25 protein-coding genes are annotated in these 26,874 nt (G+C 40.2%); 10 read left to right on the top strand and 15 right to left on the bottom strand.

Translation table 11 applies throughout. The features are described from left to right. Positions 1 to 5: 5 nt before the first annotated feature. Positions 6 to 1,166 (bottom strand): iron-containing alcohol dehydrogenase, encoded by a 1,161-nt coding sequence (locus A3K93_RS06865; RefSeq protein WP_067730135.1) that lies wholly within the window; start codon positions 1,164 to 1,166, stop codon positions 6 to 8. A gap of 117 nt (positions 1,167 to 1,283) precedes the next feature. On the opposite strand from A3K93_RS06865, the gene A3K93_RS06860 reads away from it, so the two are divergent. The 4 genes from A3K93_RS06860 to A3K93_RS06845 are packed head-to-tail and all read left to right on the top strand — an operon-like array spanning position 1,284 to position 5,013. Further along, entirely contained in the window at positions 1,284 to 1,790 is a 507-nt protein-coding gene (locus A3K93_RS06860) for a low molecular weight protein-tyrosine-phosphatase (RefSeq protein ID WP_067730134.1), read from the top strand. A 3-nt stretch (positions 1,791 to 1,793) separates the two neighbouring features. Next, positions 1,794 to 2,831 carry a UDP-N-acetylmuramate dehydrogenase gene (murB, locus tag A3K93_RS06855; RefSeq protein WP_067730133.1) on the top strand — a complete coding sequence of 346 codons (1,038 nt, stop codon included), beginning with the start codon at positions 1,794 to 1,796 and terminating at the stop codon, positions 2,829 to 2,831. A gap of 4 nt (positions 2,832 to 2,835) precedes the next feature. Further along, on the top strand, positions 2,836 to 3,969 hold the full coding sequence (locus A3K93_RS06850) for a YdcF family protein (RefSeq protein WP_067730131.1): 1,134 nt from the start codon (positions 2,836 to 2,838) through the stop codon (positions 3,967 to 3,969). Further along, positions 3,970 to 5,013, top strand: a complete 1,044-nt coding sequence (locus A3K93_RS06845; protein WP_067730129.1) for an alpha/beta hydrolase — start codon at positions 3,970 to 3,972, stop codon at positions 5,011 to 5,013. It begins immediately after the preceding gene. A 51-nt stretch (positions 5,014 to 5,064) separates the two neighbouring features. Here the strand turns inward: A3K93_RS06845 and A3K93_RS06840 are convergent, their stop codons facing one another. Further along, positions 5,065 to 6,735 (bottom strand): FMN-binding glutamate synthase family protein, encoded by a 1,671-nt coding sequence (locus A3K93_RS06840; RefSeq protein WP_067730127.1) that lies wholly within the window; start codon positions 6,733 to 6,735, stop codon positions 5,065 to 5,067. Positions 6,736 to 7,183: 448 nt separating this feature from the next. After that, positions 7,184 to 8,182, bottom strand: coding sequence for a helix-turn-helix transcriptional regulator (locus tag A3K93_RS06835; protein WP_067730125.1), 999 nt, complete (start codon positions 8,180 to 8,182; stop codon positions 7,184 to 7,186). A gap of 231 nt (positions 8,183 to 8,413) precedes the next feature. Between A3K93_RS06835 and A3K93_RS06830 the strand changes: the two genes are divergently transcribed. The 5 genes from A3K93_RS06830 to A3K93_RS06810 all read left to right on the top strand — a co-directional run bounded on the left by A3K93_RS06830 (position 8,414) and on the right by A3K93_RS06810 (position 12,649). Then, positions 8,414 to 9,973 carry a circularly permuted type 2 ATP-grasp protein gene (locus A3K93_RS06830; RefSeq protein WP_067730123.1) on the top strand — a complete coding sequence of 520 codons (1,560 nt, stop codon included), beginning with the start codon at positions 8,414 to 8,416 and terminating at the stop codon, positions 9,971 to 9,973. A 26-nt stretch (positions 9,974 to 9,999) separates the two neighbouring features. Then, entirely contained in the window at positions 10,000 to 10,602 is a 603-nt protein-coding gene (locus A3K93_RS06825; RefSeq protein WP_067730121.1) for an alpha-E domain-containing protein, read from the top strand. Then, positions 10,599 to 11,381, top strand: coding sequence for a transglutaminase family protein (locus tag A3K93_RS06820; RefSeq protein WP_067730120.1), 783 nt, complete (start codon positions 10,599 to 10,601; stop codon positions 11,379 to 11,381). The genes A3K93_RS06825 and A3K93_RS06820 overlap by 4 nt, the downstream gene beginning before the upstream one ends. Positions 11,382 to 11,394: 13 nt before the next feature. After that, positions 11,395 to 12,129: a proteasome-type protease gene (locus A3K93_RS06815; RefSeq protein WP_067730115.1), complete on the top strand. Its 735-nt coding sequence runs from the start codon at positions 11,395 to 11,397 to the stop codon at positions 12,127 to 12,129. A gap of 85 nt (positions 12,130 to 12,214) precedes the next feature. Further along, complete coding sequence (locus A3K93_RS06810) at positions 12,215 to 12,649, top strand: BLUF domain-containing protein (RefSeq protein WP_067730112.1); 435 nt, start codon at positions 12,215 to 12,217, stop codon at positions 12,647 to 12,649. A 45-nt stretch (positions 12,650 to 12,694) separates the two neighbouring features. Here the strand turns inward: A3K93_RS06810 and alr are convergent, their stop codons facing one another. From alr to ppsA, 12 genes are all read right to left on the bottom strand, one after another. Beyond that, entirely contained in the window at positions 12,695 to 13,765 is a 1,071-nt protein-coding gene (alr, locus tag A3K93_RS06805; protein WP_067730110.1) for an alanine racemase, read from the bottom strand. Between the two features lie 222 nt (positions 13,766 to 13,987). Continuing rightward, complete coding sequence (dnaB, locus tag A3K93_RS06800; RefSeq protein WP_067730109.1) at positions 13,988 to 15,430, bottom strand: replicative DNA helicase; 1,443 nt, start codon at positions 15,428 to 15,430, stop codon at positions 13,988 to 13,990. A gap of 214 nt (positions 15,431 to 15,644) precedes the next feature. After that, positions 15,645 to 16,091, bottom strand: coding sequence for a 50S ribosomal protein L9 (gene rplI, locus A3K93_RS06795; RefSeq protein WP_067730108.1), 447 nt, complete (start codon positions 16,089 to 16,091; stop codon positions 15,645 to 15,647). 9 nt (positions 16,092 to 16,100) lie between these two features. Then, positions 16,101 to 16,328, bottom strand: a complete 228-nt coding sequence (gene rpsR, locus A3K93_RS06790) for a 30S ribosomal protein S18 (RefSeq protein ID WP_004278792.1) — start codon at positions 16,326 to 16,328, stop codon at positions 16,101 to 16,103. 12 nt (positions 16,329 to 16,340) lie between these two features. Next, a complete protein-coding gene (rpsF, locus tag A3K93_RS06785) occupies positions 16,341 to 16,727 on the bottom strand; it encodes a 30S ribosomal protein S6 (RefSeq protein WP_004696436.1) in 387 nt (128 codons plus the stop codon). Between the two features lie 258 nt (positions 16,728 to 16,985). Further along, the gene (gene cyoE / locus A3K93_RS06780; RefSeq protein WP_067730107.1) at positions 16,986 to 17,864 is read right to left on the bottom strand and encodes a heme o synthase; all 879 of its coding nucleotides are present in this window, start codon (positions 17,862 to 17,864) and stop codon (positions 16,986 to 16,988) included. A gap of 10 nt (positions 17,865 to 17,874) precedes the next feature. Continuing rightward, positions 17,875 to 18,204: a cytochrome o ubiquinol oxidase subunit IV gene (locus A3K93_RS06775; protein ID WP_101494834.1), complete on the bottom strand. Its 330-nt coding sequence runs from the start codon at positions 18,202 to 18,204 to the stop codon at positions 17,875 to 17,877. Next, complete coding sequence (gene cyoC, locus A3K93_RS06770; protein WP_067730101.1) at positions 18,201 to 18,821, bottom strand: cytochrome o ubiquinol oxidase subunit III; 621 nt, start codon at positions 18,819 to 18,821, stop codon at positions 18,201 to 18,203. Before cyoC ends, A3K93_RS06775 begins: the two co-directional genes overlap by 4 nt. A 4-nt stretch (positions 18,822 to 18,825) precedes the next feature. Beyond that, complete coding sequence (cyoB, locus tag A3K93_RS06765; protein WP_067730099.1) at positions 18,826 to 20,814, bottom strand: cytochrome o ubiquinol oxidase subunit I; 1,989 nt, start codon at positions 20,812 to 20,814, stop codon at positions 18,826 to 18,828. Between the two features lie 3 nt (positions 20,815 to 20,817). Further along, positions 20,818 to 21,873 (bottom strand): ubiquinol oxidase subunit II, encoded by a 1,056-nt coding sequence (cyoA, locus tag A3K93_RS06760; protein WP_067730097.1) that lies wholly within the window; start codon positions 21,871 to 21,873, stop codon positions 20,818 to 20,820. A 301-nt stretch (positions 21,874 to 22,174) separates the two neighbouring features. After that, positions 22,175 to 22,951, bottom strand: a complete 777-nt coding sequence (locus A3K93_RS06755) for an RDD family protein (protein ID WP_067730095.1) — start codon at positions 22,949 to 22,951, stop codon at positions 22,175 to 22,177. A 304-nt stretch (positions 22,952 to 23,255) separates the two neighbouring features. Further along, the gene (gene ppsA, locus A3K93_RS06750) at positions 23,256 to 25,628 is read right to left on the bottom strand and encodes a phosphoenolpyruvate synthase (protein WP_067730094.1); all 2,373 of its coding nucleotides are present in this window, start codon (positions 25,626 to 25,628) and stop codon (positions 23,256 to 23,258) included. A 155-nt stretch (positions 25,629 to 25,783) separates the two neighbouring features. Between ppsA and ppsR the strand changes: the two genes are divergently transcribed. Next, positions 25,784 to 26,620, top strand: a complete 837-nt coding sequence (gene ppsR, locus A3K93_RS06745) for a posphoenolpyruvate synthetase regulatory kinase/phosphorylase PpsR (RefSeq protein ID WP_067730093.1) — start codon at positions 25,784 to 25,786, stop codon at positions 26,618 to 26,620. Positions 26,621 to 26,874 lie beyond the last annotated feature (254 nt).

Genomic DNA, 26,874 nt, shown 5'->3' with positions numbered 1-26,874 from the left:
GAATATTAGGCATAGATTGCTTGATAGATGTTATAGGCATCTTCAAGTTGCATTTCGCGTGGATTATTTTGTAATAAGCGTGTTTGTTTCATCGCATCTTCAGCCATGATAGTGAGCATATGTTCAGGAATAGCAAATGCACTGAGTTTAAGATCAAGCTGACTTAAGGTGAGATGATTATTAAAGTGATCGATAAATAAGTCGGTTAAACCATCATGGCAGCCTTTACTGCGAGGATCTAACCACGTCATCAGTTCGGCATATAAGGCTTTAGCGACAGGGGCATTAAATTTTAACACCTCGGTTAAGACCATCGCATTGCTATGTCCGTGTGAAATATGAAAATGTCCGCCAAGCGGATAGGCGAGTGCATGTACAGCACCAACCGGTGCATTAGCAAATGCTTGTCCTGCGAGCATAGAACCGACTAGCATGTTCTGCCGAGCATCTAAATCTGAACCATCTGCTAAGACTTTAGGTAAATTGGCATTGAGTAAACGCAATGCCTGTTTTGCCAACATATCTGAGTAGGGGTTCTTTTTGATTTTTGAGGTGTAGGCTTCAATGGCATGTACCATCGCATCAATCCCTGTGGCAGCGGTAATGTGTCGTGGTAATTTCTGGGTAAATGTCGCATCTAAAATAGTGGTGTCTGCAAATAAAATTGGAGAAACAATGCCTGTTTTGGTGGTTTCACCTGTAGTGACAATCGAAATAGGCGTGACTTCTGAACCTGTGCCTGCTGTGGTAGGAATCAAAATTAATGGCAAACGTGGTGCACGTGCTTGATTAACACCATATAAATCTGCCAAGGATTGTGTTTGTTCAGGATGACTTAATATCGCAATTAACTTCGCGACATCGAGGGAACTGCCACCGCCAAAACCGATGACTGCATCAATATGTTCTTGTCGGCTAAAAGCAACCGCATTTAGAATGATTTGATCGCTAGGATCTGCAACGACATCAGAATAAATCGCGTAATTAATCTGACAATCTTTAAAAATATTAAGAATTGTTTGGTGCAAACCTTGATCAATCAGACCTTGATCTGTGACCAATAAAACATGCTTAAAGCACTCATTTAAAATAATAGCTTTGAGTTCTTCGATTGTTCCCAACCCAGAAATAATATTGGGAACGGTTTGGAACTGAAATCGATTCATGAGCATGTCCTTTATTTTGTACTAAATTTAAGATTATTGTGTCATTGTGATATAGGATTCATTATGCAAATAACTTAACATAAGTAGCTTAGAAATAAAGTAACGCTGAGGTTGTTTATGTCATCTCAAACGCCATATAAGGTGTTGTGTGTATGTCTAGGAAATATTTGTCGTTCTCCCACGGCAGAAGTTGTACTCAGACATTATTGTGACAAATATCAACTCAATGTCATGGTCGACTCAGCAGGAACAAGTAATTATCATCCCAATAAAGCACCTGATCTACGCAGTCAAAAACATGCGTTAAAACGTGGCTATGATTTGTCTGCGTTACGTGCAAGACAGTTGAATATTCAGGACTTTATTGATTTTGATTTGATCCTTGCGATGGATCATGAAAACTTAGCCGATATTTTATCGCTTGAGAAAAAAGCCAAGCAGGCATTGGGGCATACACGTGCCAAAGTTGCACTGATGAGTGAGCATGATACTCAATATCCTAAGCAAGCGTTGCCAGATCCTTATTATGGTGGTGAAGCAGGCTTTGAACGTGTCCTTGATCAATGTGAATCAAGCAGTTTAGCTTGGGCTCAATACATTAAACAGAATTTGCTAAAGGTTTAAGTTATGCATATCGAAACACAGGTTCAACTTAAACCCTTTAATACGTTGAATTTGGATGCAGTTGCATCGCACTATACACAAATTAAAAATACTGATGACTTAGTTGAAGCCATTCGTTTTGCAGAGCAAGAGCGACTTAATCTGCTTATTTTATCGGGTGGCAGTAATATGCTACTGCCTGAACAGATTCATGCGCTTGTTATACACATGGATATTCAAGGCATTGAGTTGCTTGATGACAATGATGAGTATCAACGTCTACGTGTCGGTGCAGGTCAGGTTTGGCATGACTTCGTGCTTTGGACAACGGCACATCAATTCTACGGATTACAAAATTTAGCTTTAATTCCGGGCTTAGTCGGAGCCTCTCCTGTACAAAATATCGGTGCCTATGGCGTTGAAGTCGGTGAGTTCATCGATCTTGTAGAGGTCTATGATCGACAGTTGAAGTGCTTTAGTTCGATTCAGGCTGCTGACTGTGACTTTGCTTATCGTCATAGTATTTTTAAAGACGACCCAAATCGTTATGTGATCACTCATGTCGTATTTAAATTGCTGAAACAAGCGGTGTTAAAACTCAATTATGGTGATTTAAAAAATGCAGTGGGGGATGAACAAACTCCTGAAAACCTGCAACAACAAGTGATTCATATTCGCCAGTCTAAACTGCCGAATCCAAAGGAATATCCGAATGTAGGAAGTTTCTTTAAAAATCCTGTTGTCGATCAGCAGGTATTTGACTCAATTGAACAAAAGTTCCCGCAATTACCTCATTACCCGCAGCCAAACAATCAAGTTAAGATGGCGGCTGGCTGGTTGATTGATCAAAGTGGCTGGAAAGGTAAACAGTTGGGTAAAGTGGGCATGTTCCATAAGCAGGCTTTAGTCTTGGTGAACTATGCTGATGCATCATTAAAAGATGTACGTGCTACTTATAGAGCGGTTCAGCATGATGTCTTTGAAAAATTTAATATTGCCTTGGAACCTGAACCTGTTTTATTTAATGAACAAGGCTTGATTCATTCACATCAGGATAACTAAAAATATGAGAAAAACTCATTGGATGGTGCGCTTAGTACAAAGCATTTCGGTGCTGTTTGTATTACTCGGCTGTTTTTTGGTTTTTCTCTATTCGCCGTTTTATTCGGATTTGATTGTCAAAGGTTTAAATAAATTTGTACCTTTTGAAGTCAATCAAGTTGCAGCACAGAGTCAGAAACAGGCTGCATTGAGTGAAAACGAAAATTTGGAACCGGGCTCTGATTTGTGGATTGCGCGCCAAGCTTATTTAAAAATGATGGACGAGGATATTACGCAACATAGTTCGGAACATATCACACTCATTCAAGCACGCTATAAAATTCTTCAAGCACAAATTCTAAAAGAACAGCGTGATGAACTTGAAGAAAAAGCCCAAGCTGAACAAGATATGACGCAAGTTCCGATGTTGGCGAAAACGATTCAGGAGACCAATAATGATCCTGCTCGCGGTGTAGGGGCATTATTGAATTGGGACAGTTCAGAGAATAAAGAACGTATTGATCAATATACCGAATTCTTGATGACCCATGAAATTCCTGAAGAAGTAGAATTGCCTGCAAGTTCTGAGGTGATTGATGAACCTGCGTATTTACAAACCACTACATCGAATGAAAAATCAAAATCAGCGTCCAAGCCATATGCAATCGTCGTTTTGGGCGGCGGCTTGACCTTGCATGAAAATGGTCAAGATATTATTGTTAATGAATATACGCGTTTAAGATTGGAAAAAACGCTTGCAGTTGAAAAGCAATATAAATTACCGATTGTTTTAAGTGGTGTTGAAGCACCGTATATGCAACGCTGGTTAAAAGCACACGATGTTGATGCGAAACTACTTGAAGACCGCAGTATGAATACCTGTGAAAACACGCGTTTTAGTTCGTTGTTATTGCAGAAAAAGGGCGGTGCACCTACCGTGATTCTCATTACAGATCGCTATCATATGCCACGGACTCGCCGTCTTTTTGCTTTAAATGGTATTCAAACGATTCCTGTTGAAGCACCTATGCCGAGTGCATTGACCACATGGCGACCAAGTGTGAAAAATTATGATCATAGTCGCCGTGCAAATTATGAAATGTTAGCCACCATTCGTGACATGTGGTTTGGCTCGAGTGATTGTCGCGAGGTGCCATAGATGTCAGATATTCCATTTTTAAATCCAAGCATCTTAAAACAGCTTGATTTACCTGTACCTAGCCGCGATGTGACACCTCAAGTGCTACAGGCATTGAATTTAAATCGTCTAGAAGAGCCTACGGTTGAATTACAGGCTTATCGCAAATTGTATGGCTTTGATGCTTTGGACTGTAATCACTGGCAAGGCTTTGTACAAATGCCATTGTTTAAAATCCATGTACAAGTCTTTGAGCCGCATTTAGAACAAACGTCATTTGATAAAATTCAAGGGACAGTCTTTTTGCTACATGGTTATCTTGAACATAGTGGCATTTATCAGCCGATTGTTGAGGAATTATTATCACAAGGTTTTAGTGTATTAACTTATGACCTGCCAGGACATGGCTTAAGTGATGGATCCCCGGCAAGTATTCAAAACTTTGATCACTATCAGCAAGTGTTACATGCGGTACACCGTTATGTGAAAAATGCAGCGCAATTGCCTAAACCATGGTTAGGGATTGGACAGAGTACGGGTGGTGCAATTTGGATGCATCATTTACTCGAGTTTGCACAAAAACGGGAGAATCCGTTTGTGGATCGTGTGTTATTGCTTTCACCATTAATTCGTCCTGCAAAATCAGCGTGGTGGCATAACTCTGTCGGTCTTGGCATTATTCGCCGTATTAAACGTGAAGTTCCCCGTCATTTCCGCAGGAATAATCATAACCCTGAATTTTTGCGTTTTGTACGTTTAAAAGACCCGTTACAACCGCGAATGATGGGGATGGACTGGATTCTTGCGATGTCAAAATGGATGCAAGAAATGGAAGCGCGTCCGGCTTGTCGAATTCCTGTTTGGTTGGCACAAGGGGCACAGGATCAAACGGTGGATTGGCGTTACAATGTCGAGTTTATCCGTCGTAAATTCCGTTTACAGACACTACTCATGCTTGAAGAAGGTTCACATCAATTGATTAATGAACGTGCCGATATTCGTGCCGCATTAACCGGTTTAATTCCTGCTTTTCTACATGCACATCAATCGAAAACTTATTATTGAAATCAAAAAAGCGAAGCTCGGGCTTCGCTTTTTTATTGAGATGATTACTCTTTAAAACTTTTCGGCATCAGCTAAAGACCACATACGATAATAAAAATTATCGTCATCTAAATTTTGACTGTTTAAGAGCTCTTTATCTTTTAACCAGAAATGTACCTGCGCATAATTTTTAATTTCGTGGCTATTAATACGCTGTGCTAAATGGTGCGCCTTAATTTCAGATGGATGTTCGACACCTGCGGCTGCAATAAGTTCAGATAGTGCATGTAAAGTGTTTTTGTGAAAATTAAACACACGCTCTGCTTTTGTAGGTACATGTAAAGCTTTTTGACGGTCTTTATCTTGCGTTGCAACACCAACAGGGCATTGATTGGTATGACAGCTCTGCGCTTGAATACAACCGACAGCAAACATAAAGCCGCGAGCAGAATTGACCCAATCTGCACCAATGGCAAGTGTACTGGCAATATCAAATGCGCTAATGATCTTGCCACTTGCACCAATTTTGATTTTATCGCGGATACCAGCACCCACTAAGGTATTGTGAATAAACAATAAGCCTTCTCTTAATGGTGCACCTACAAAATCAATGAGCTCAATTGGTGCAGCACCGGTACCGCCTTCAGAACCATCCACCACAATAAAGTCAGGATAGATCTCCGTTTTTAGCATTGCTTTGACAATACTCATAAATTGCCAAGGTTGACCCAAGCATAATTTAAAACCTACGGGTTTTCCTTTTGAGAGTTCTCGCAATTGCTGAATGAAATAAACCATCTCAAGTGGGGTGTGGAACGCAGGATGACTGGATGGAGAAACACAATCGATCTCACGGCTAACGCCACGAATTTGAGCAATTTCTTCGGAAATTTTATCCTTCGGTAGAATGCCGCCATGACCCGGCTTAGCGCCTTGCGACATTTTGATTTCAATCATTTTGACCTGCGGTAAAGCTGCCTGTTCGGCAAATTTGACAGGATCAAACTGACCATTTAAGGTTCGGCAACCAAAATAGCCACTACCGAGTTCCCAAACAATGTCACCGTTATTTTCTAAATGATAAGGGCTAATACTGCCTTCACCTGTATCATGGTAAAAGTTCCCCATTTTTGCGCCAAGGTTCAGTGCGCGGACGGCATTGGCACTCAGACTACCAAAGCTCATCGCAGAAATATTCATAATAGATGCACTATAGGGTTGGCTACATTGGTCATTACCGATGACAATTCTAAAACTGGCGGGATCTGCAGCTTTCACAGGCGTAATTGAATGGCTGACAAATTTATAATTATTTTGATAGACGTCTACAATTGAGCCAAAAGGTTTATCGGCATTTTCGCCTTTTGCACGTTGGTAAACAAGGCTACGTTGCATACGTGAAAATGGTAAGGCATCCTGATCAGACTCAATAAAATATTGTCGAATTTCAGGTCTAAATTCTTCAAAAATATACCGAAAATGTCCCATGATTGGGTAGTTTTTTAGAATGGAATGTTTGTTTTGCAGGACATCATACAGACCGACAAAACTTAAAATGCTGGTAATAATCCAAAGTGAATTGACCAATGTTTCAGGTAGAAAATGATAAATATAGCGCGGTGAATAACCTACATGAAAGATAGTGAATAAGAGCGCGATGAATATACAAGCAAACCAAACAGAATGGCGCGAGAAGAAAGTATTGAGTAATTTGTGACGCGTGAGTTGTAATGGATTAGCCATGCGGAATGAAAGCCTCATTCTTATTCTTAATGCTTTCAATGTGCATGGGCTAAGGCTTTGATACAAGTGGTATTTTGTAGTTGGATTTTTACATGTTTAATATTTTCAAGAGAGAGTTTATTTTATGATCAATTTTGCTAAGTATTACGAAAATTGTCTTTAAGAACTTTTGATCAAAAGACATGCAAAGTTGTTATTTCACAGATAGGATTTTTTTCACTACTCTAACTTTACTTAAACAAGCGGAGGAAAAGTATGACAATGAAATCAATCCGATTTAATAATGCAGAGTTGGCTTGCTTATGCCATCGAATGTGTTAGTACAATTTTATGGTGTGGTATGTTTAGCGGGTGAGCAAGTTAAACATATTACGGAATATTAGCCTTAGACAGCCGAATAACCAAAATACAATAACAAATTATATGCCCCATATTTGGGGCTTTTTTTTTATTCATCTTCTTGGCTGACCATACGAGCGACATAGTCAGGTTCGATCTTGCGGATTTTTTTGCCAAAACTACGTAACCACCAAACCAGTTGTGAGGTATAGGGCACTGTAGCACTGATCATCGCCATTCCATCTTCTAATTTTTCAATCGATTGATCGCGACTTAACTGACTTTCTTCAAAATAGTGCGCATCTGCTTCACTCATGTGCAATTTCAACAGAATATTTTCAGTCGGTTGATTGAAGTCCACGCGGAAGCCTAGTGCACCTGACTCAATATAATCATCAATATCGAAGTTAACAGGGTGGAGTGCACGTGAACTCAGTACCTGAGCTGATTTAAAACGATGTAAGGCAAAGGTTTGAATGTCAGATTTGTCATGACGTGTGCACACCAAATAGATAATTGAACCTTTTTGCACCAAAGCTAAAGGATTCAAAATATAGGTTTTCTCTTCACTATGTTGACCGCGCCCTTGATAGACACATTCAAGTTGTTTGTCTTGCAGTAATCCCTCATAAATGGCTTGTTGAGCTGCACGTTCAACCACAGGCGGAATAAGCGGTTGATTGGCTGGCACAATACGAACACGGTTAATCCACTGACGTACGTTATTTTGTGTAGATAGGCTACGACGGGCAAGATCAAACCATGGGTTCATTTCATCAATCAAACTTGGCGGTAGCAAATGCTTAAGATGCTCTTCTACCATCATAAAGGTCACCGCTTGTGAGCTGGTCATATGCGGCAAACTTTGAATCGGAGCATCCGAGCGCCATCGCCAACCTTGTGGTGTGGTTTTACTACTTTCGATTGGAAAACGTTGCGCAATTTGATTTAAGTCACGCTGAATCGTGCGGAGGCTGATATCGACACCTTCACGAATCAAAATTTCTTGTAATTCCCGAGTCCCCATCCATTTGCCCGTGGTTAATCGGGACAAGATTTGCCACTGGCGATACAGGCTATTTGAAGTTTCTTTTTCTTGTGCGGACATAATATTTGGCTAACAGTAAAAGAGGAAAGAATTAAACAAGAGCTTACACAATAAAAAATCTCAGTTTCAGAAGCAAGTTTAATTCCGAGTTGTCGATTATTTTTTGATACATGTTGAATCAAAAATGCCATTGAGTTGCTGACCTATTCAGCGGTTAATGATAGATCACACAGGTTGATGGCATAAATATTGCTATGTATCTCTTACAATTAATGACAATAAGAGGTTTGTATGCTTAAAGAAAATCAGGATACAAATGTCACCACGACAATAGATAATTTTAACACAAACGAATTAAGCGCCAATTTTAACCAAGCAAAAGATACACATGCCTCTGTTACCGTAAAACCACAACGATTATTCCAGCAGTTTTCTTCTCAGTTTTTTAATGAGATGACCGATGATCAAGCCATGTCAGGCATCGTTGGACAAAAGATTGAAGAATGGCTCGCTCAGCATAGCTTAGAAGAACTAAACGCATTAAATCAGGATGCAAAATCACATTTCTTATATGAAGGTATTACATTTACAGTTTATGGCGATGATGCAGGTACTGAAAGAACAATTCCTTTTGATGTGATTCCACGTGTCATGGCACGTAAACAATGGAATACCGTTGCTTTAGGCTGCTCGCAGCGTGTTCGTGCATTAAATTTATTTTTGAATGATATTTATCATTCTCAGGATATTTTAAAAGCTAATATCGTGCCTGAGTTGCAGGTATTAACCCACGAGGCCTATCAGCCTCATATGTATCAGCATTCATTAAAGGGCAATATCTACAGCCAAATTAGTGGGATTGATATTATTCGCGATTCCAAAGGTGAGTTTTATGTACTTGAGGACAATTTAAGAACGCCATCGGGTGTGTCTTATATGCTTGAAAGTCGTAAGATCAGTCAAAAGCTCATGCCAAAAGTATTTGAACAATCGCATATTTCAGGGATAGAGCAATATCCACAACTTTTAAAAGAAATCTTGGCTGAAAATGCATATGTTGATAAACCATTTATTGTGGTGTTAACGCCAGGACGTTTTAACAGTGCTTACTATGAACACGCTTTCCTCGCAAGGGAAATGGATGTGCCTTTAGTAACATCACGTGATTTATTTGTTGAAAATTCCAAAGTATATGTAAAAACAGTCCGTGGTCGTCAACAGGTCGATGTTATTTATAGACGTGTCGATGACGCATATCTCGATCCTTTATGTTTCAAACCTGATAGCACGCTCGGTGTGGCAGGCTTGATGTCTGCATATTTAAGTCACAATGTTGTGATTGCAAATGCACCAGGTACAGGCGTGGCAGATGATAAGTCGATCTATCCTTATGTCGATAAGATGATTGAATTTTATTTAGGTGAAAAGCCAATCTTAAAGAATGTACCCACTTATCAGTGCCGTGAAGCACAGGATTTGGAATACGTGCTCGACAACTTAAGCACCTTGGTGGTGAAAGAGGCTCAAGGCTCAGGTGGTTATGGCATGCTGATCGGACCACAATCTTCAAATCAGCAAATTGAAGATTTCCGCAGCAAAATTATGGCAGCACCGCATCTTTATATCGCTCAGCCAACATTGGAGCTGTCTGTGTGTCCAACTCTAACACCTCATGGTATTGCAGAGCGTCATATTGATTTAAGACCATTTGTACTCAGTTCACCTTACCGTACCGAAATCGTGCCAGGCGGTTTGACACGTGTTGCGATGCAAGCAGGTTCGCTGGTGGTGAACTCATCACAAGGTGGCGGCATCAAAGATACGTGGATCTTAGACAATCTGCATTCATAAGAAATAAACAAAAAAGGGAATCTGTTATGGTTTTGCTCAATTCCAATGCACAGCATATTTTTTGGTTAGGACGTTATTTATCTCGTACTCAGTTTTTGTGTGCACATTTTCCATTTATTAAAGATGATGAAGCGATTGCCTATGCGCACGCTTTCTGTTTACCTGCATTTGATGCTGCCTCATTAAATGCGCTTGTTTTAGATGAAACACAGCCAACTTCATTTAAGCAACAATTTCAGATTGCTAAAGACAATATTCAGGAATTACGCGGTGTTTTCTCGGCAAAGGCTTATGCCGAACTGAATAAACTGGTGAAAACGGCTGACCAAAATCCAGGATATATTTGTGATGTCATCTCAGATTGTCAGGATATTCTAGAAGCTGAATCTGCTGATGTATTTTTATTTTTTAGTTTAGGGCAATGCTTGGAGCAGCTCGATCATGAATTACGATTGGGTGGAGATACTGCATTAACCCTGTCTAAGATCAATTATATTGTCGATGAATTGGTTGAAATGGGTTGGACAGACTTAAAAGAATTTTGGAATGAGTTACGTCAAAATACCGATCTAATGCGTTTTTATCATTTCAGTGACTCAATTCAACATATGTTTGAGATTGATGTATGAAATTGATGGTGAATCATCAAACCCATTATAGCTATACGGCTGATGTGACTAGCAGTATTCAGTACATCAAAATGATGCCTGCGACAAATGCACATCAGCACGTACAGCATTGGCATGTCAGTGTGCCGGGGCAGAAACAATTGAGTAAAGATGCCTTTGACAATATTTGGATGACCAGTACTCAGCGAGAGCCGTATCAGCATTTAAGTATCATGGCACAAGGCATTATTGAGATACAGCCGTCAAAGCAAGATAACGGCATGATTGATCAGATCAATCCCAATTTGTTTTTACAGCCGACCAGTTGTACTGAATGTAATGCTGAAATGAAAGCTTTTGCACACCAGTATGTGCCACAGCTTGGTCGACAGAATCTGATGCAATTGGCTCAGGCTGTTTTAGAGAGAGTGCAGTATGTATCGAATAGTACTTCGGTGCATGCATCTGCAATTGATTCTTTTAATGCCAAGCAGGGCGTTTGTCAGGACCATAGCCATATATTTATTGCAATGTGTAAGTATTTAGGTGTACCTGCACGTTATGTTTCAGGATATCTATATGCACAAAATGCATCGCATCTGGCGAGTCATGCATGGGCTGAAGTTTATATTGATCAAGCATGGTATTGTTTTGATGTGAGTAACCAACTATTTTCGCCTTCAGCGCATATTTATGTGGCTGTAGGTCGCGATTATTGGGATGTCGCGCCTGTGCGTGGAGTAAGGGAAAAGGGTGGAGTGGAATCAATGCATTCCCTCGTCCAAGTGTTAAGTTGTTAGTAAGGATTTTAAGATGACCTATTGTTGCGCCCTAAGACTTGAAGATGGCATGGTATTTATTAGTGATACCCGTACCAATGCAGGGGTCGATCATATTTCGGTGTTCCGTAAGTTGTATACTTTTGGCACACCTGATGAGCGACTTATCGTGATTCAAGCCTCTGGGAATTTGGCAACGACTCAGGCGGTAATCGGTCATATTAAAAATCATTTAGAACTGAAGCATGAACCGAATATTTTATCTTTACCTACCATGTTCGATGTAGCAGAGCTGATTGGAAATACCCTGAAGCATGTGATTGAAAATGTCACGGCAGATACCATGGAACAAAGTAATTATTATTGTAGTTTATTGGTGGGTGGGCAAATCAAAGGGCAAGATATGCAGCTCTATAATATTTACCCACAAGGTAATTTTATTTGTGCAACTCGTGATACGCCGTATTTTCAAATTGGTGAAAGTAAATATGGTAAACCGATACTTGACCGTGCACTCAGCTTTGATATGCCACTTGATGAAGCACTGCGTTGTGCACTGATTTCATTTGCATCGACATTACGCTCCAATGTGTCAGTGGGTATTCCATTAGATGTCTTGGTATATCATCGTGACAGCTTGCAACAGCCGCAGGGTAAGCGAATTACCGAAGATGATCCATATTTCACGAGTATTAGTAAACAGTGGTCTGAATTGCTAAAAAAAGGTCTACAGGAGCTACCAAAACCGACAGAAGATTATTTTAATTAAACATTTAATAACACTAGATTTTACCTATTTCTGATGTTACGTGTTAGCTTAGCTTTGATTAAAACAACAAGAAAGAGACATCCGTATGTATCAGTTCTGCTATATCAGTGAAAGTACCTCAGATAAGTCTATTCTTTTGGAAGATCTGAGAAATATTTTGGCAGAAGCACGTGACTTTAATTATCGGCACCAAGTGTCAGGTGCCTTGTATTTTGCTGAAGGCTATTTTTTTCAATGTCTTGAAGGGGACAAAGAGGTTTTGCAGTCTCTTATAGATAAATTGAAAAAAGATCCACGTCATACAAATATTAAATTATTTGAGTTCAAACAAATTGATGAAGCGGTGTTTGCAGATTGGAGCATGAAATATATCTCTCGGCGAGATGAAATTCATCAATGCTGTCAGCGTATGGGGTTTGATGCATTTAAACCCTATGCATTTGAGCAAAAGCATGTGGATACGCTTTTAGAAATATTAAAGCACCAAAATGAAAGTGAAAATGAGCAGAACGTTGCTTAGCATAAAAAAGCCCAACTAATGTTGGGCTTTTTAATACGTGACATCCTATTTAAGAACACGTACTGGACGAGCACTCATACGGCAAAGTAATTCATAACCAATGGTACCATTGGCTTCAGCCACATCATCAACTAGGCGGTTTTTGCCCCAAAGTTCAACTTCTGTGCCAAGTTTTAAGTTTAAACCTGTGGCATCAATCGCGATCATATCCATCGCTACGCGACCAATCACACGGGTTTGTTGACCATTGATTGCGACATAGTTTTGTTTCGGGAATGCGCGTGGATAGCCGTCACCATAACCAATTGAAACAATCGCAAGCGTCATATCTTGATCAGCGGTAAAGGTTGAGCCATAGCCCACATGCTCACCAGCATGAATATCATTTAACGCAATTACTTCAGCGGTAAACGTCATGACTGGTTTTAAATCTAGATCATGTACAGTTTTATCGGCAAATGGAGTCGCACCATATAGCATGATCCCTGGACGAACAAAGTCAAAATGCAATTCTCGATATTTATAGATTGCTGCTGAGTTACAGCAAGACCCCATAAGAGGAGCACAATCATTTTTAACTTCTAAGAATTGCTGAATTTGTTGATCATTCAGTGGGTGATCTGCATCGGCATTGGCAAAGTGCATCGCCAATACGCAAGTAAAACCTTCTGCTTTAAGTTGATTGATGACATTTTTAATCACATCAATTTTGAAGCCTAAACGGTTCATACCGCTATTGAGTTTGACCCAAACTTTTAAGCCTTTAGTGATATATGCTTCTTTATGCGCAAGTAGCCAATCGAGCTGTGCTTGGTGATGCACAATACACTCGATGTTGTTTTCAATCACAATTTGCATTTCATCTTCAGAGAAAATACCTTCGATGAGTGTGATGGGTTGTTGATAACCTAAAGCACGAATTTCTAAGGCTTCTTCTAAACACGCGACACCAAAGGCATCTGTTGCATTTAAGGCTGCTAAGCAGTCTTTAACTCCATGTCCATAAGCATTGGCTTTAACCATACTTACGATTTTAGCGGTTGGGGCAAGTTGTTTGACACGGTTTAAATTATATTGCAGTGCTTCACTGTCAATATAAACTGTAGCTTGGCGCACCCTAGATACTCCTGCGGGATGACAAAATCGATTTCGTGTGAGACACACAAATGGGGGAGAGAAATAACAAGATTGTGAATACAAATGAGGTCATTTCAGAATGATCAATATTGTAGACCTATCTTTATCAAATGGACATGCCGTTTTGTATGATTTCATTTGAATTTTAAAACAAAAAAGAGACGAAAAATCGTCTCTTTAATTTTGATAGAAAAGAATAGATTATTCTTCATCATCATACTGAGAATAAAACTCAGGGGATAAGTTACTAAAACGTGTATATTGACCTTCAAAGGCCAAGCGAACAGTACCAATTGGACCATTACGCTGTTTACCAATAATAATCTCTGCAGTACCAGCTTCTTTAGATTCTTTGTTATAAACCTCATCACGGTAAATAAACATAATCAAATCGGCATCCTGCTCGATCGCACCCGATTCACGTAAATCCGACATCACAGGACGTTTGTTTGGACGGTTCTCGAGAGATCGGTTCAACTGTGATAATGCAATCACAGGGCAATTCATCTCTTTCGCCAAGGCTTTTAAGCTTCGGGAAATTTCTGAGATCTCACCAACACGGTTATCGCCCATACCTGGTACTTTCATCAATTGTAGATAATCGACCATGATACAACCGAGTTTACCGCCATGAAGCTTCGCGATACGACGGGCACGGGCACGAAGTTCAGTTGGTGGTAAAGCTGATGAGTCATCGATATAGAGACTTTTTTCTTGCAAATGAACAATGGTGCTGGTCACTTTAGACCATTCATCACTGTCCATTTTACCTGAACGTAAATGTCCTTGATGTACACGACCAAATGATGAAATCAGACGCATCGCGATCGAGTCAGCGGGCATCTCCATCGAGTACACAAGAGCAGGTAGGTTATTATTGAATAATACGCTTTCTACCAAGTTCATGGCAAAGGTGGTTTTACCCATAGACGGACGGGCAGCCACAATAATTAAGTCACCTGCCTGCATACCAGAGGTTTTATTATCGAGCTCAATAAAGCCCGTGGTTAAACCTGTAATGGAACCTTCAAGTTGTGAAAGTTCATTCAGTTTATCGAATACATCTGCGACAACAGTATTAATCGGTTTTGGACCTTGTGCCTTGGCATTATTATTATGTTGCTCGGCAATCGAGAAAATATTGGTTTCAGCTAAGTCTAAAATTTCACTGACTGTACGACCTTTGGTGTCATAGGCATTTTGTAAAATTTCAGAGCTAACTTTGATCATGTTACGCAGGGTAGAGAATTCTTTAATTTTGCCTGCATAGGTTTCTAAGTTATAGAAACTTGATGGTGAATCTGCCATCAATTGCATTAAGTATTCTTCACCGCCGACTGCTTCAAGCAAATTCTGCTTGATGAGCCAGTCATTGACCAAAACGGCATCGTAAGGTGAATTTTCTTTAGAAAGCTGTTCAATTGCACGGAAGATATATTTATGACGTGTTGCATAGAAGTCATTTTCAGTCAGCGTATCACCCACTTGCTCGAATGATTCGGCAACGGTCATTAATGCAGCAAGTACAGCTTGTTCAATCGCTAAGTTATGAGGTGGTGTGCGAAACTCTTTGAGGTTTGAATTCTCTGTCAGTGTTTCAGCTTTAGCGGTAGTCGGCTTTTTGCTGGCATTCGCCTGTGACATATAAATCCCTGATTTTTAATACAATGGTGAAATATTATCGGAGATGAATAGAAAATATTCTCTACGAATGGAAATCATACGCGCTCTATAAAAAAATGCGAAGAGTATTTTTAAAATTAGACGAACAATACAATGAATTTTAAACAGCTGGTTTTGTAATGATTATAGATAAAAAAAGAGCATGCGAAAGCATGCTCTTTTTTATGGTGAGAAATTACTCAGCTACGATAGTAACAAGAACTTCTGCAACAACATCATGGTGCAATTGGATTGCGATGTTGAATTCACCAGTGTTGCGAAGAGCGCCATTAGGAAGACGAACTTCAGCACGGTCAACTGTAAGGCCAGCATTTGTCAACGCATCAGCGATGTCACGAGTACCGATTGAACCGAATAGTTTACCTTCGTCACCAGCTTTCGCAGTGATTACGATATTTACTTCGTTCAATTGGTCAGCACGTGCTTGAGCAGCAGCTAAAACTTCAGCTTCTTGTTTCTCAAGTTCAGCACGACGAGCTTCAAATGCAGCAGTGTTAGCTTCAGTAGCAGCAACTGCTTTACCTTGAGGGATAAGGTAGTTACGGCCGTAACCAGCTTTCACAGATACTTTATCGCCAAGTTTACCAAGGTTTTTAATGCGTTGTAATAAGATAATATCCACAGCTCAACCTCACTTATGATTGTCAGTGTAAGGGATCAAAGACAAGTAACGAGCTTGTTTAATCGCTAACGCTAATTGACGTTGGTAACGAGCTTTAGTACCTGTAATACGGCTAGGAACGATCTTGCCGTTTTCAGTGATGTACTGTTTTAAAGTGTCGATATCTTTGTAGTCGATGTACGTAACGTTCTCAGCTGTAAAGCGGCAGAACTTGCGACGACGGTAAAAACGTGCCATGTAATGTTCTCCTTATGCTTCAGCAGAGTCTTGAGCTTGTTGTGCTTCTTCACGTTGAGCTTTACGCGCACGTTTTTCTTCAGCACTCTTAGCCAATAGTGACTCTTCAGTGATAGCGTTTTCACGACGGATGATAAGGCTACGAATGATTGCATCGTTGTAACGGAACAATTCTTCTAGCTCATCAAGAGTAGTTTGACCACACTCAACATTCATAAGAATGTAGTGAGCTTTGTGGATCTTGTTGATTGGGTAAGCCAATTGACGACGGCCCCAGTCTTCAAGACGGTGGATTTGACCTTCAGCTTCTTTGATGTGAGTTAGGTAACGTTCTACCATACCCACAACTTGATCGCTTTGGTCTGGATGTACCAATAGTACGATTTCGTAGTGACGCATTGTCAGCTCCTTACGGTTTAGGCAGCCCCAATTCATAATTAAATTGAAGCAAGGAGTCACAACTCAAACAAATCAGTTGTGTCGCTATTGAAAGCGAAGCGTGAATTCTAGAGCTTTTTGGGTTGGAATTCAAGTTAATCAAAATGTTTTTAAATCGAATAGCTTGAAGAGAAAGTAAATATTCAAGAAATGAAGAGGAGAGTAGGAAGTAATTTTTATAATGAAAATAGAAAAAAGATAGAGTAAAACTCTATCTTTTTAAAAGAATACGATTGGCATCGACGGTGCTTTAGATGTAAAGCTAAAAATGACACTAATGACCGTAATCAATTTGACCGAAAACATAAAATATTGCTTCGCCCATAATTGATCATCTTGTGCTTTAAAGCCTTGTATTGTGAGATAAACCCAATACAAACTAAAAGCATTCAATACCAGCATATAGATCCAATTTGCATAACCAAAAATGAATAAACCATTCATGGTTAAACAGAACAATACAACGTAGATCAATGATTCAATCTTGGTACGTCGAATTGAACGAGCCACAGGTAAAATTGGAATACCTGCATTTTTGTAGTCATCAAAACGGTAAATTGCAATTCCCCATGAATGAGGCATTTGCCAGAGCGCATAACCTAAAAAGACCAGGAGGGCACCCATGTCAAACTGATTTGCAACCGCTGTGTAGCCAATCACCGGTGGCGCTGCACCAGAGATACTACCAACAATGGTCTGATGAATTGTTGTTCGTTTTGTCCATAGGCTGTAAAAACCAACATATACGACAAAACCAATAACAGCAAAAAGGAAAGCGTAAGCATTTACCCAGAACCATAAAATGCTAAAACCAATTAAGCCTAAAACAAAAGCAAATGCTAAAGCCACAGGAATAGAAATTGATTTTTGAACCATCGCACGATTTTGTGTGCGTTGCATTTTTGAGTCGATGTCTTGATCAATAACATTATTGATAACACATCCAGAAGCAACAACGAAGAGCGTGCCTAAGAGGGTAATCAGCAGGAGAAGGAAATCTACAGAACCTTGGGCAGCTACAAAGTAGCCACCCAAAGCGGTAACGAAGTTACCAAAGAGAATTCCTGGTTTAGTCAGGAATAAATACTTTTTCAGCATGACAACCAGTTTAGATCATCATGTTGTAGTGTAAGTAGTTCATAATCCATACAGAGCCGATCAGAAGAACAGCAATGCATAGGATTGTGTATACAAATGCAATCACGTTCCAACGTTGCTCTGAAGATGAGTTCATGTGCAAGAAGTAAACTAATTGAACAAGAACCTGAGCAACAGCTGTAATCGCAATAACAGCAACTAGTAGACCGCGGCTAAAGCCACCAGCCATTACCATGCCGAAAGGAATTACAGTTAACAATACAGAAAGGATGAAACCAATTGTGTACTGTTTAGTGTTTCCGTGAGATGCACCAGCAGCGTTATGATCATGACTCATTATAGAACTCCCATTAAGTAAACTACGCTGAATACACAGATCCAAACGATGTCAAGGAAGTGCCAGAACAAGCTTAGGCACGCTAGACGACGTGTATTTGGTAGAGTCAAACCATATTTCTTGATTTGAATCATTAACACGATCATCCATACTAAACCTGAAGTTACGTGGATACCATGCGTACCTACAAGCGTAAAGAATGCAGATAAGAATGCAGAAGTGCTAGGGCCGTGACTAGCGTGAACTAAATGACTGAATTCATAAAGTTCCATACCGATGAAGGCAGCACCGAATACCCAAGTAATCGCTAACCAAGTCAAAACTTTCGCAACATCTTTCTTATAGGCAGCAAGAACTGCAAAGCCGAATGTTACAGATGAAATCAAAAGAGCAAATGTTTCAGTTAAAACAAAACCTAATGACTCACCGAAAAGTTCTTTCGCACTTGGTGTACCCACAGGAACATGGCTACTTAATACAGCGAAAGCAATGAAGAGTGTACCAAAGAGTACAAGGTCACTCATCAAATAAGTCCAGAAACCAAAGACTGTGATGTCAGTATCATCGTGGTGATGATGCTCATCATGTCCATGATTTTCGTGATGAAGTACTTCAGCCATGGTCTTAGTCCTTCTTCAAGTGTTTTTCAAGGATCGCATAGCGTTCATTTTCAATGCGCTCAACTTCAGCAGCAGGAACATAGTAGTCCACTTTCTTCGTGAATGAAGAAACGATGAACGAAATGATCGCAGCAACAAAAGTAGCGATTGCCAACCACCAGATATGCCAGATAAGTGCGAAGCCCATTACTGTGATGATTAAACCAATCACAATACCTGCAGCACGATTTGTTGGCATATGAATGTCTTCATAAGACGTTGGCTTAACGTAAGCGATACCAGCTTCTTTGTCATTCCAGAAAGTATCAATACCATTGATCTTAGGAAGATGAGCAAAGTTATAGAACGGAGCAGGAGAAGAAGTCGCCCATTCTAAAGTACGGCCATCCCATGGGTCACCTGTAAGGTCTAAACGTTGGTCGCGTTGTAAGAAACCAACCACGATTTGCATAATGAAACACAAAATACCGAATAGAACCAAGATAGAACCGAAGAATGCAATAGCCAAGTACGGATCCCATTCTGGGTTGTCATATGTATTCAAACGACGAGTCATACCCATGAAACCAAGGATATAAAGTGGCATGAATGCAAAGTAGAAACCGAAGAACCAGAACCAGAATGCAGCTTTACCCCAAGTCTCATTCAATCTCCAACCGAACATTTTCGGCCAGTAGAAGATGATACCTGCGAACATTGCGAATACTACACCACCAATAATTACGTTATGGAAGTGAGCGATCAAGAACAATGAGTTGTGTACTAGGAAGTCCGCTGGTGGAACTGCCATTAACACACCTGTTAAACCACCGATACCGAAAGTCACAAGGAAACCAAGTGTCCAAAGCATTGGAGTTGTAAAGGTGATACGACCCTTGTACATAGTGAATAACCAAGAGAAGATTTTCACACCAGTAGGGATCGCAATAATCATGGTCATGATACCAAAGAACGCGTTAACGTTGGCACCAGCACCCATGGTAAAGAAGTGGTGAACCCATACCACGAACGCAAGAACTGTGATCGCGATAGTTGCATACACCATAGATTTGTAACCGAACAACGTTTTGCGAGAGAACGTTGCAACAACTTCTGAGTAAATACCAAAAGCAGGTAATACCAAGATGTAAACTTCTGGGTGACCCCAAGTCCAAATCAAGTTCACATACAACATTGGGCTACCGCCTAAGTCATTAGTGAAGAAATGGAAACCGAAGTAACGGTCAAGCGTTAACATTGCAATAGTTGCAGTCAACACTGGGAATGATGCAATGATCAACACAGATGTACATAAAGATGTCCAAGTGAAGATCGGCATATCCATAAGTTTCATGCCAGGTGCACGCATTTTAATGATGGTAACGAAGAAGTTAACACCAGTAAGAAGTGTACCAAGACCAGAAACCTGAAGTGCCCAGATGTAGTAGTCAACACCAACGCCAGGAGAGTATTCAATACCTGAAAGTGGAGGATAAGCCATCCAACCAGTTGCAGCGAACTCACCAAGAGCAAGTGAAACCATCATTAGACCCGCAGCGCCGGCAAATAACCAGAAGCTAAGAGAGTTTAATAATGGGAATGCAACGTCACGTGCACCAATTTGAAGTGGTACAGAGATGTTCATCAAACCAACTACAAGACCCATCGCTACGAAGAAGATCATAATTACGCCGTGGGCAGTAAAGATCTGGTCATAGTGTTCAGGGTGCAAGTAACCTTCACCGCCACCTTTTGCAAGGAACAGTTGAAGACGCATCATGATCGCATCGGCGAAACCACGCAAAAGCATGATGATCGATACGAACAGGTACATAATACCGATTTTTTTATGGTCTACAGACGTGAACCATTCGTTCCACAAGTAGCCCCATTTTTTGAAGTAAGTGATACCTGCAACAACTGCGATACCACCTAGGATCATCATAGCAACTGTAACCAATACGATTGGATCGTATGGAATTGCATCTGGACCTAACTTACCTAATAAGCTCATGTCTTATTCCCCTTGAGAAGCAGTCGCATGTTCAACGTCTGCATGAGCTTCTGAAGCTGCGGCAGCTGAATCATCAGCACCGTGATAGTTACTCATGTATTTGTTGATTACAGATTCAAACAAACCTTTCTCTACAGAAGAGTAATAAGTCACAGGGTGTGGCTTAGTTGGGTAAGGCTTAGTTGCTTCAGCAGCAGCCTTCTCTTCAGGAGTTTTAGCTTTTGCAATCAATGCTTCGATTTGGTGTTTACCACGGTTACCGTCGCGTAAAGTTGCAAATTCAGCTTGGTCTAGAACAGTTTTTTGAACTGCTTCAGGATTAACTGAAGTACCGTTACCCGCTTTCACTGCAGAAACCCATTCAGCAAATTGAGCATCAGTCACAGCATGAGCACGGAAGCGCATTTGTGAGAAGCCATAACCTGAATAGTTAGAAGAGAAACCGCGGTAACCTTCAGCAGGACTCGCTTCAGTTGCTAACAAGTTCAAGTGAGTTTGCATACCTGCCATTGCGTAGATTTGACCACCTAAAGACGGGATGAAGAATGAGTTCATCGTGAAGTTAGAAGTCAAGCGAAGCGCTACAGGTGTATCCAGTGGGAAACGAATTTCGTTCACAGTTGCAATTTCTTGCTCTGGATAGATAAAGATCCATTTGAATTGTTCAGCAATAACTTGAACAGTCAGTGGTGCTTTATCTGACTCAAGTGGACGGTATGGGTCATACTTGTGGGAACCCCACCAAGTTAACCAAGCTAAAATACCAATAATAATAACTGGGATACCCCAAACTACAATTTCAATTGCAGTAGAGTGTGCCCAAGTAGGTTTATAGTCTGCATCTTTATTCGATGCGCGATATTTCCAACCGAACCATAATGCCATGATAATTGATGGAATCACCACCAAAAGCATTAGATAAATCGCAGTCATCATCAGGTTACTTTGACCTTCAGCAACTGGACCTTTAGAGTTCAGAAGTACCATATCACCACCACACCCAGTTAAGAGTGCAGTCATCGCAGATAAAGACAATACAGCTAAAATTGTTTGTCTCATTTTACAACCTCGGTGAAGAGTCCCATTCCCTAAATTTAATATGGGGATAGCGATTAAAGTGCTTGATGATTTAAGCCCCAATTTTTAACAAAAAATTAATGCAATCATAATACACCGCTACGTTATAGGGCATTATGCCTGATATCGACGAACTAAGCTATATCTAGGGAGGCTTTAAATACCTGTTATAAAAACCGATTTTGTTGGTCGGGATTGGATAATAATTATTGTAATTTTATTTTAATTTCAAAGTTATGTAATAAAAAAGGGATGCAATGCATCCCTTTCAAAAAATTATAAATTACTGCTTAACAACCTGCGTTTTTGCTAATTTATCGTGCAAAGTTTGGCGTTTTTTACCTAATCCAAAGACTAAATCAATGATCGTACTGAGAGGCATGGATACAATGTTAAGGAAAATGAAAAATACGCTTCGAATTGTAAATGCGCGCAATAAACTCACTTTTTCAGCACTTTGAGCATCTACAATTTTAATTTTTGTCATCTTCTTACCAATACTTTGACCTGATTTAGCAATCAGAAAAGCTTGAACAGCGAGCATCACGAGTAAGTACAATGATGAAGCCATGAGGGCTTGTTGAGGAAATAAAGCAAACATTTCTGATTGAAGCTGTGAGGCTAAATTTGCATCAGGATTTGAACTCATGAGTATACCCATGAACTGTTCATTCAACTTTGCAAATTGTATTTTTTGCTCATCGGTAAAAAACGCAGTGAGTAAAAAAGTTGCAGGAAGCCACAAGAGCATATCTACAATTTTCGCAAGTATACGACTCGGAATACTGGCTAATTGCACAACTTTGACACTATGGGAAGCTGTAACATTTTGTGGGTTTTGAATAGATTCGCTCGGCGAAGGGATGCTTGGAGCAACATAGCCTTCAGGTTGATAGTAAGATTTACCTTGAGTGAGTTCACCTAAAGCTTTCCATTCGGTCATCCCTTGGTGCCATGCCAAATCGGTTAATAACACTTGTTGGCTAGCCAGCATTTGATTGAGCTGTTCTACGGTGTATGGACCTGCTTGTTGATTATTTCGAGCCAAGTAAATCTGCATAAAGCGAAAATCTCACATGAATAATGGGATTATAAAATCCTGATGATTCAATTCTAAGGAAAAAAAGAACGAAAACAAATAAAAATCTTATGTCAAAACATAAGGATAAAAATGATTAATTCAAGTTTAAAATTACCATAAACATACATTTAATTTTGTAATCATTTTAATTTCCGCTTCTTACCCTTGTCGTATATTTATTTTAATTATAGGTTTTGTAATGACAATGTAGGTGATTTATATATTAAATATTATTAATCAATAAAAAAGCCCTCAAGAATGAGGGCTTTTTTACAAACTATGATCAGTTCGCTTGATCTTCTGAAAGGAAGAACCAAGTTTCTAATACTGAGTCTGGGTTTAATGAAACAGATTCAATACCTTGTTCCATTAACCATTTTGCAAGATCAGGGTGATCTGAAGGACCTTGACCACAGATACCTACATATTTACCTGCTTTACGACATGCTTGGATTGCCATTGAAAGAAGAACTTTCACAGCTGCATCACGTTCGTCGAACAAGTGAGACACGATACCAGAGTCACGGTCTAGACCTAATGTTAACTGAGTTAAGTCATTAGAACCGATTGAGAAACCGTCGAAGTGTTCAAGGAATTGATCCGCCAACAATGCATTTGTTGGAAGTTCACACATCATGATCACTTTAAGACCGTTTTCACCACGTTTAAGACCGTTTGCAGCAAGCAATTCAATCACGCGTTTAGCTTCAGATACAGTACGTACGAATGGAATCATGATTTGGATATTAGTTAGACCCATTTCATCACGTACTTTTTTCAATGCACGGCATTCAAGTTCGAAGCAGTCACGGAAGTTATCAGACACGTAACGGCTCGCACCACGGAAACCAAGCATTGGGTTTTCTTCTTCTGGTTCGTATAACTTACCACCGATCAAGTTTGCGTATTCGTTTGACTTAAAGTCAGACATACGCACGATCACTGGTTTGTCAGCGAATGCAGCAGCAAGGGTAGAAATACCTTCAACCAATTTTTCTACATAGAACTCGATAGGAGATGCATAACCTGCAGTACGTGCCATTACAGCTGCACGAGTTTCACGTGGAATACTGTCAATGTTTAACAATGCTTTTGGATGCACACCGATCATACGGTTAATGATGAACTCAAGGCGAGCTAGACCAATACCTGCGTTTGGAATTTGCGCGAATGAGAATGCGCGGTCAGGGTTACCTACGTTCATCATCACTTTGAATGGAAGTTCAGGCATTGACTCGATTGAGTTTGTTTGAATTTCAAAATCAAGTGAGCCTTCGTAGATAAAGCCTGTATCACCTTCAGCACATGAAACAGTAACGTCTTGACCATCAACAAGAACTTCAGTTGCGTTACCACAACCGACAATTGCTGGAACACCCAATTCACGAGCAATAATTGCAGCGTGACAAGTACGACCACCACGGTTAGTCACGATCGCAGCAGCACGTTTCATAACTGGTTCCCAGTCTGGGTCAGTCATGTCAGATACAAGAACATCACCGTCTTGTACTTTGTCCATTTCTTTAATTGAAGTCACGATGCGAACTTTACCAGAACCGATACGTTGACCAATTGAACGACCTTCACAAACAACAGTGCCTTTTTGTTTCAATAGGTAGCGTTCCATTGTGCCGACGTTTTCACGGCTCTTCACAGTTTCAGGACGTGCTTGAACGATGTAAAGTTTGCCGTCATCACCGTCTTTAGCCCACTCGATGTCCATTGGTGCACCGTAGTGTTTTTCGATGATCAGTGCTTGTTTAGCAAGTTCGTGAAGTTCTGCATCGTTAAGAGCGAATTGTTGACGATCTGCTTTTTCAACGTCTACTACAACAACTGATTTACCTGCAGCTGCTTCTTCACCATAAATCATTTTTTGGTGTTTAGAGCCAAGGTTACGACGAAGAATCGCGTGTTTACCAGCGTTTAGAAGCGGTTTAGAGATATAGAATTCGTCAGGGTTTACTGCACCTTGAACGACCATTTCACCCAATCCGTAAGAAGCGGTAATAAATACTGCATCACGGAAACCAGATTCTGTATCAAGTGTGAACATTACACCGGCAGCACCAGTTTCAGAGCGAACCATGCGTTGAACACCAGCAGACAAGGCAACAACGTCATGTGCGAAGTTTTGGTGTACACGGTATGAAATAGCGCGGTCGTTGTACAAAGATGCAAATACTTCTTTAATCGCGATTAATACGTTATCGATACCACGGATGTTCAAGAAAGTTTCTTGTTGACCAGCAAATGAAGCATCCGGTAAGTCTTCTGCAGTCGCAGATGAACGAACGGCAACCGCGATGTCAGGGTTGCCGTTAGAAAGTTCTGCAAAAGCAGCGCGAACTTCTTGTTCTAGTGCAGGAGTAAGTGGAGCTTCCACGATCCATTGACGGATTTTCGCGCCTGTCTCAGCAAGTGCATTTACGTCATCAACGTCTAGGGCAGCAAGCTCTGCGTTGATTTTAGCGTTTAGGCCGCTTAGCTCGAGGAATTCACGGTAAGCTTCAGCAGTAGTTGCGAAACCACCTGGCACCGATACACCAGCATTTGATAAATGGCTGATCATTTCACCCAATGATGAGTTTTTCCCACCAACAAGCTCGACGTCGTGTTTCCCTAATTTTTCTAGACCAATTACGCGCGCTTCCAAAGTTGTTACTCCACTTTTGCAGTATTAATCACTATCTTGGCATGAGAGTATAGCAAATCTACTTAGCATTTTGATTTTACTAAGCGACAGTCATGTAAGATCGGTTTACTATAAAGATTATATAGCACTAAGACAAATGTTGGAGGAGAATTTTAATGTTGGAAAGTAAACAGATAAAGCGAAGCGTTTTCTTTATCTCGGATGGCACCGCAATTACCGCTGAAACCCTTGGCCACTCACTGTTAGCGCAGTTTCCGCATGTTGATTTTGACATTCATATTATCCCTTACATTAGTTCTGAAGAAGCTGCGACTAACGTCGTAGCAGAGATCAATGCCAGAGCCCATCAGGATGGTCAAAAACCGCTAGTTTTTGATACCTTAGTTGACCCGTATGTGCGTGATATTATTAACACTGCAGATGCGGTAAATCTTGATGTTTTTGAAGGGCTTATTGGTAAATTATCTGAAGAATTAGGTACTGAACCTACAACTTTAGTCGGCCAAACGCATGCAGTGACTGATACCGAGTCATACAAAGCACGTATCGATGCGGTTCACTTTGCTTTGGACAACGATGATGGTGCGCGTACACGCCATTATGATAAAGCTGATCTGATTCTCATTGGTGTATCTCGCTCTGGTAAAACACCAACTTCGATTTATTTGTCTTTGCAATTTGGTATTCGTGTAGCGAACTATCCGCTAACTGAAGAAGATTTAGATGACAACCGTTTACCTGCTGTTTTACGTCCGCATAAAAACAAACTTTTTGGTTTGATGATTGATGCCGATCGCTTGGTAGCTATACGTTCTGAGCGTAAAGCCAATAGCCGTTATGCCAGCTTTAACCAGTGTCAGATGGAGCTTCGCGCAATCGAGGGAATCTATATTTCAGAAGGGATTAAATTCTTAAATGTCTCTGAAATGTCTATTGAAGAAATCTCAACACGTATTCTGCAAATGACAGGTTTAAAACGTCGTATTAGCTAATTGAGTAGGACAAAAAGAGTCAATTAGATATTGGCTCTTTTTCGCTTAAATAATTCTGTCAAGATGGTAAATGATAGCTTATAGCTATCAATAGATTATAAAACATGATGAATTCATCACTTAATTAGAAACAGAATGAATGGTCTATATTTAGAATATTGATGATCATATGTTTATAATTTATTCACGAAATAGCCTTTTATTTTTAAATAAAATGACTATATAAATTATAAAAATGATAATTTGTTCTAAAT

This window comes from Acinetobacter sp. NCu2D-2, assembly GCF_001647675.1.
In the GTDB taxonomy this organism is placed as follows: domain Bacteria; phylum Pseudomonadota; class Gammaproteobacteria; order Pseudomonadales; family Moraxellaceae; genus Acinetobacter.
The sequence above is the reverse complement of the archived record's forward strand: the minus strand, read 5'-3'. Positions and strand labels throughout refer to the sequence as shown.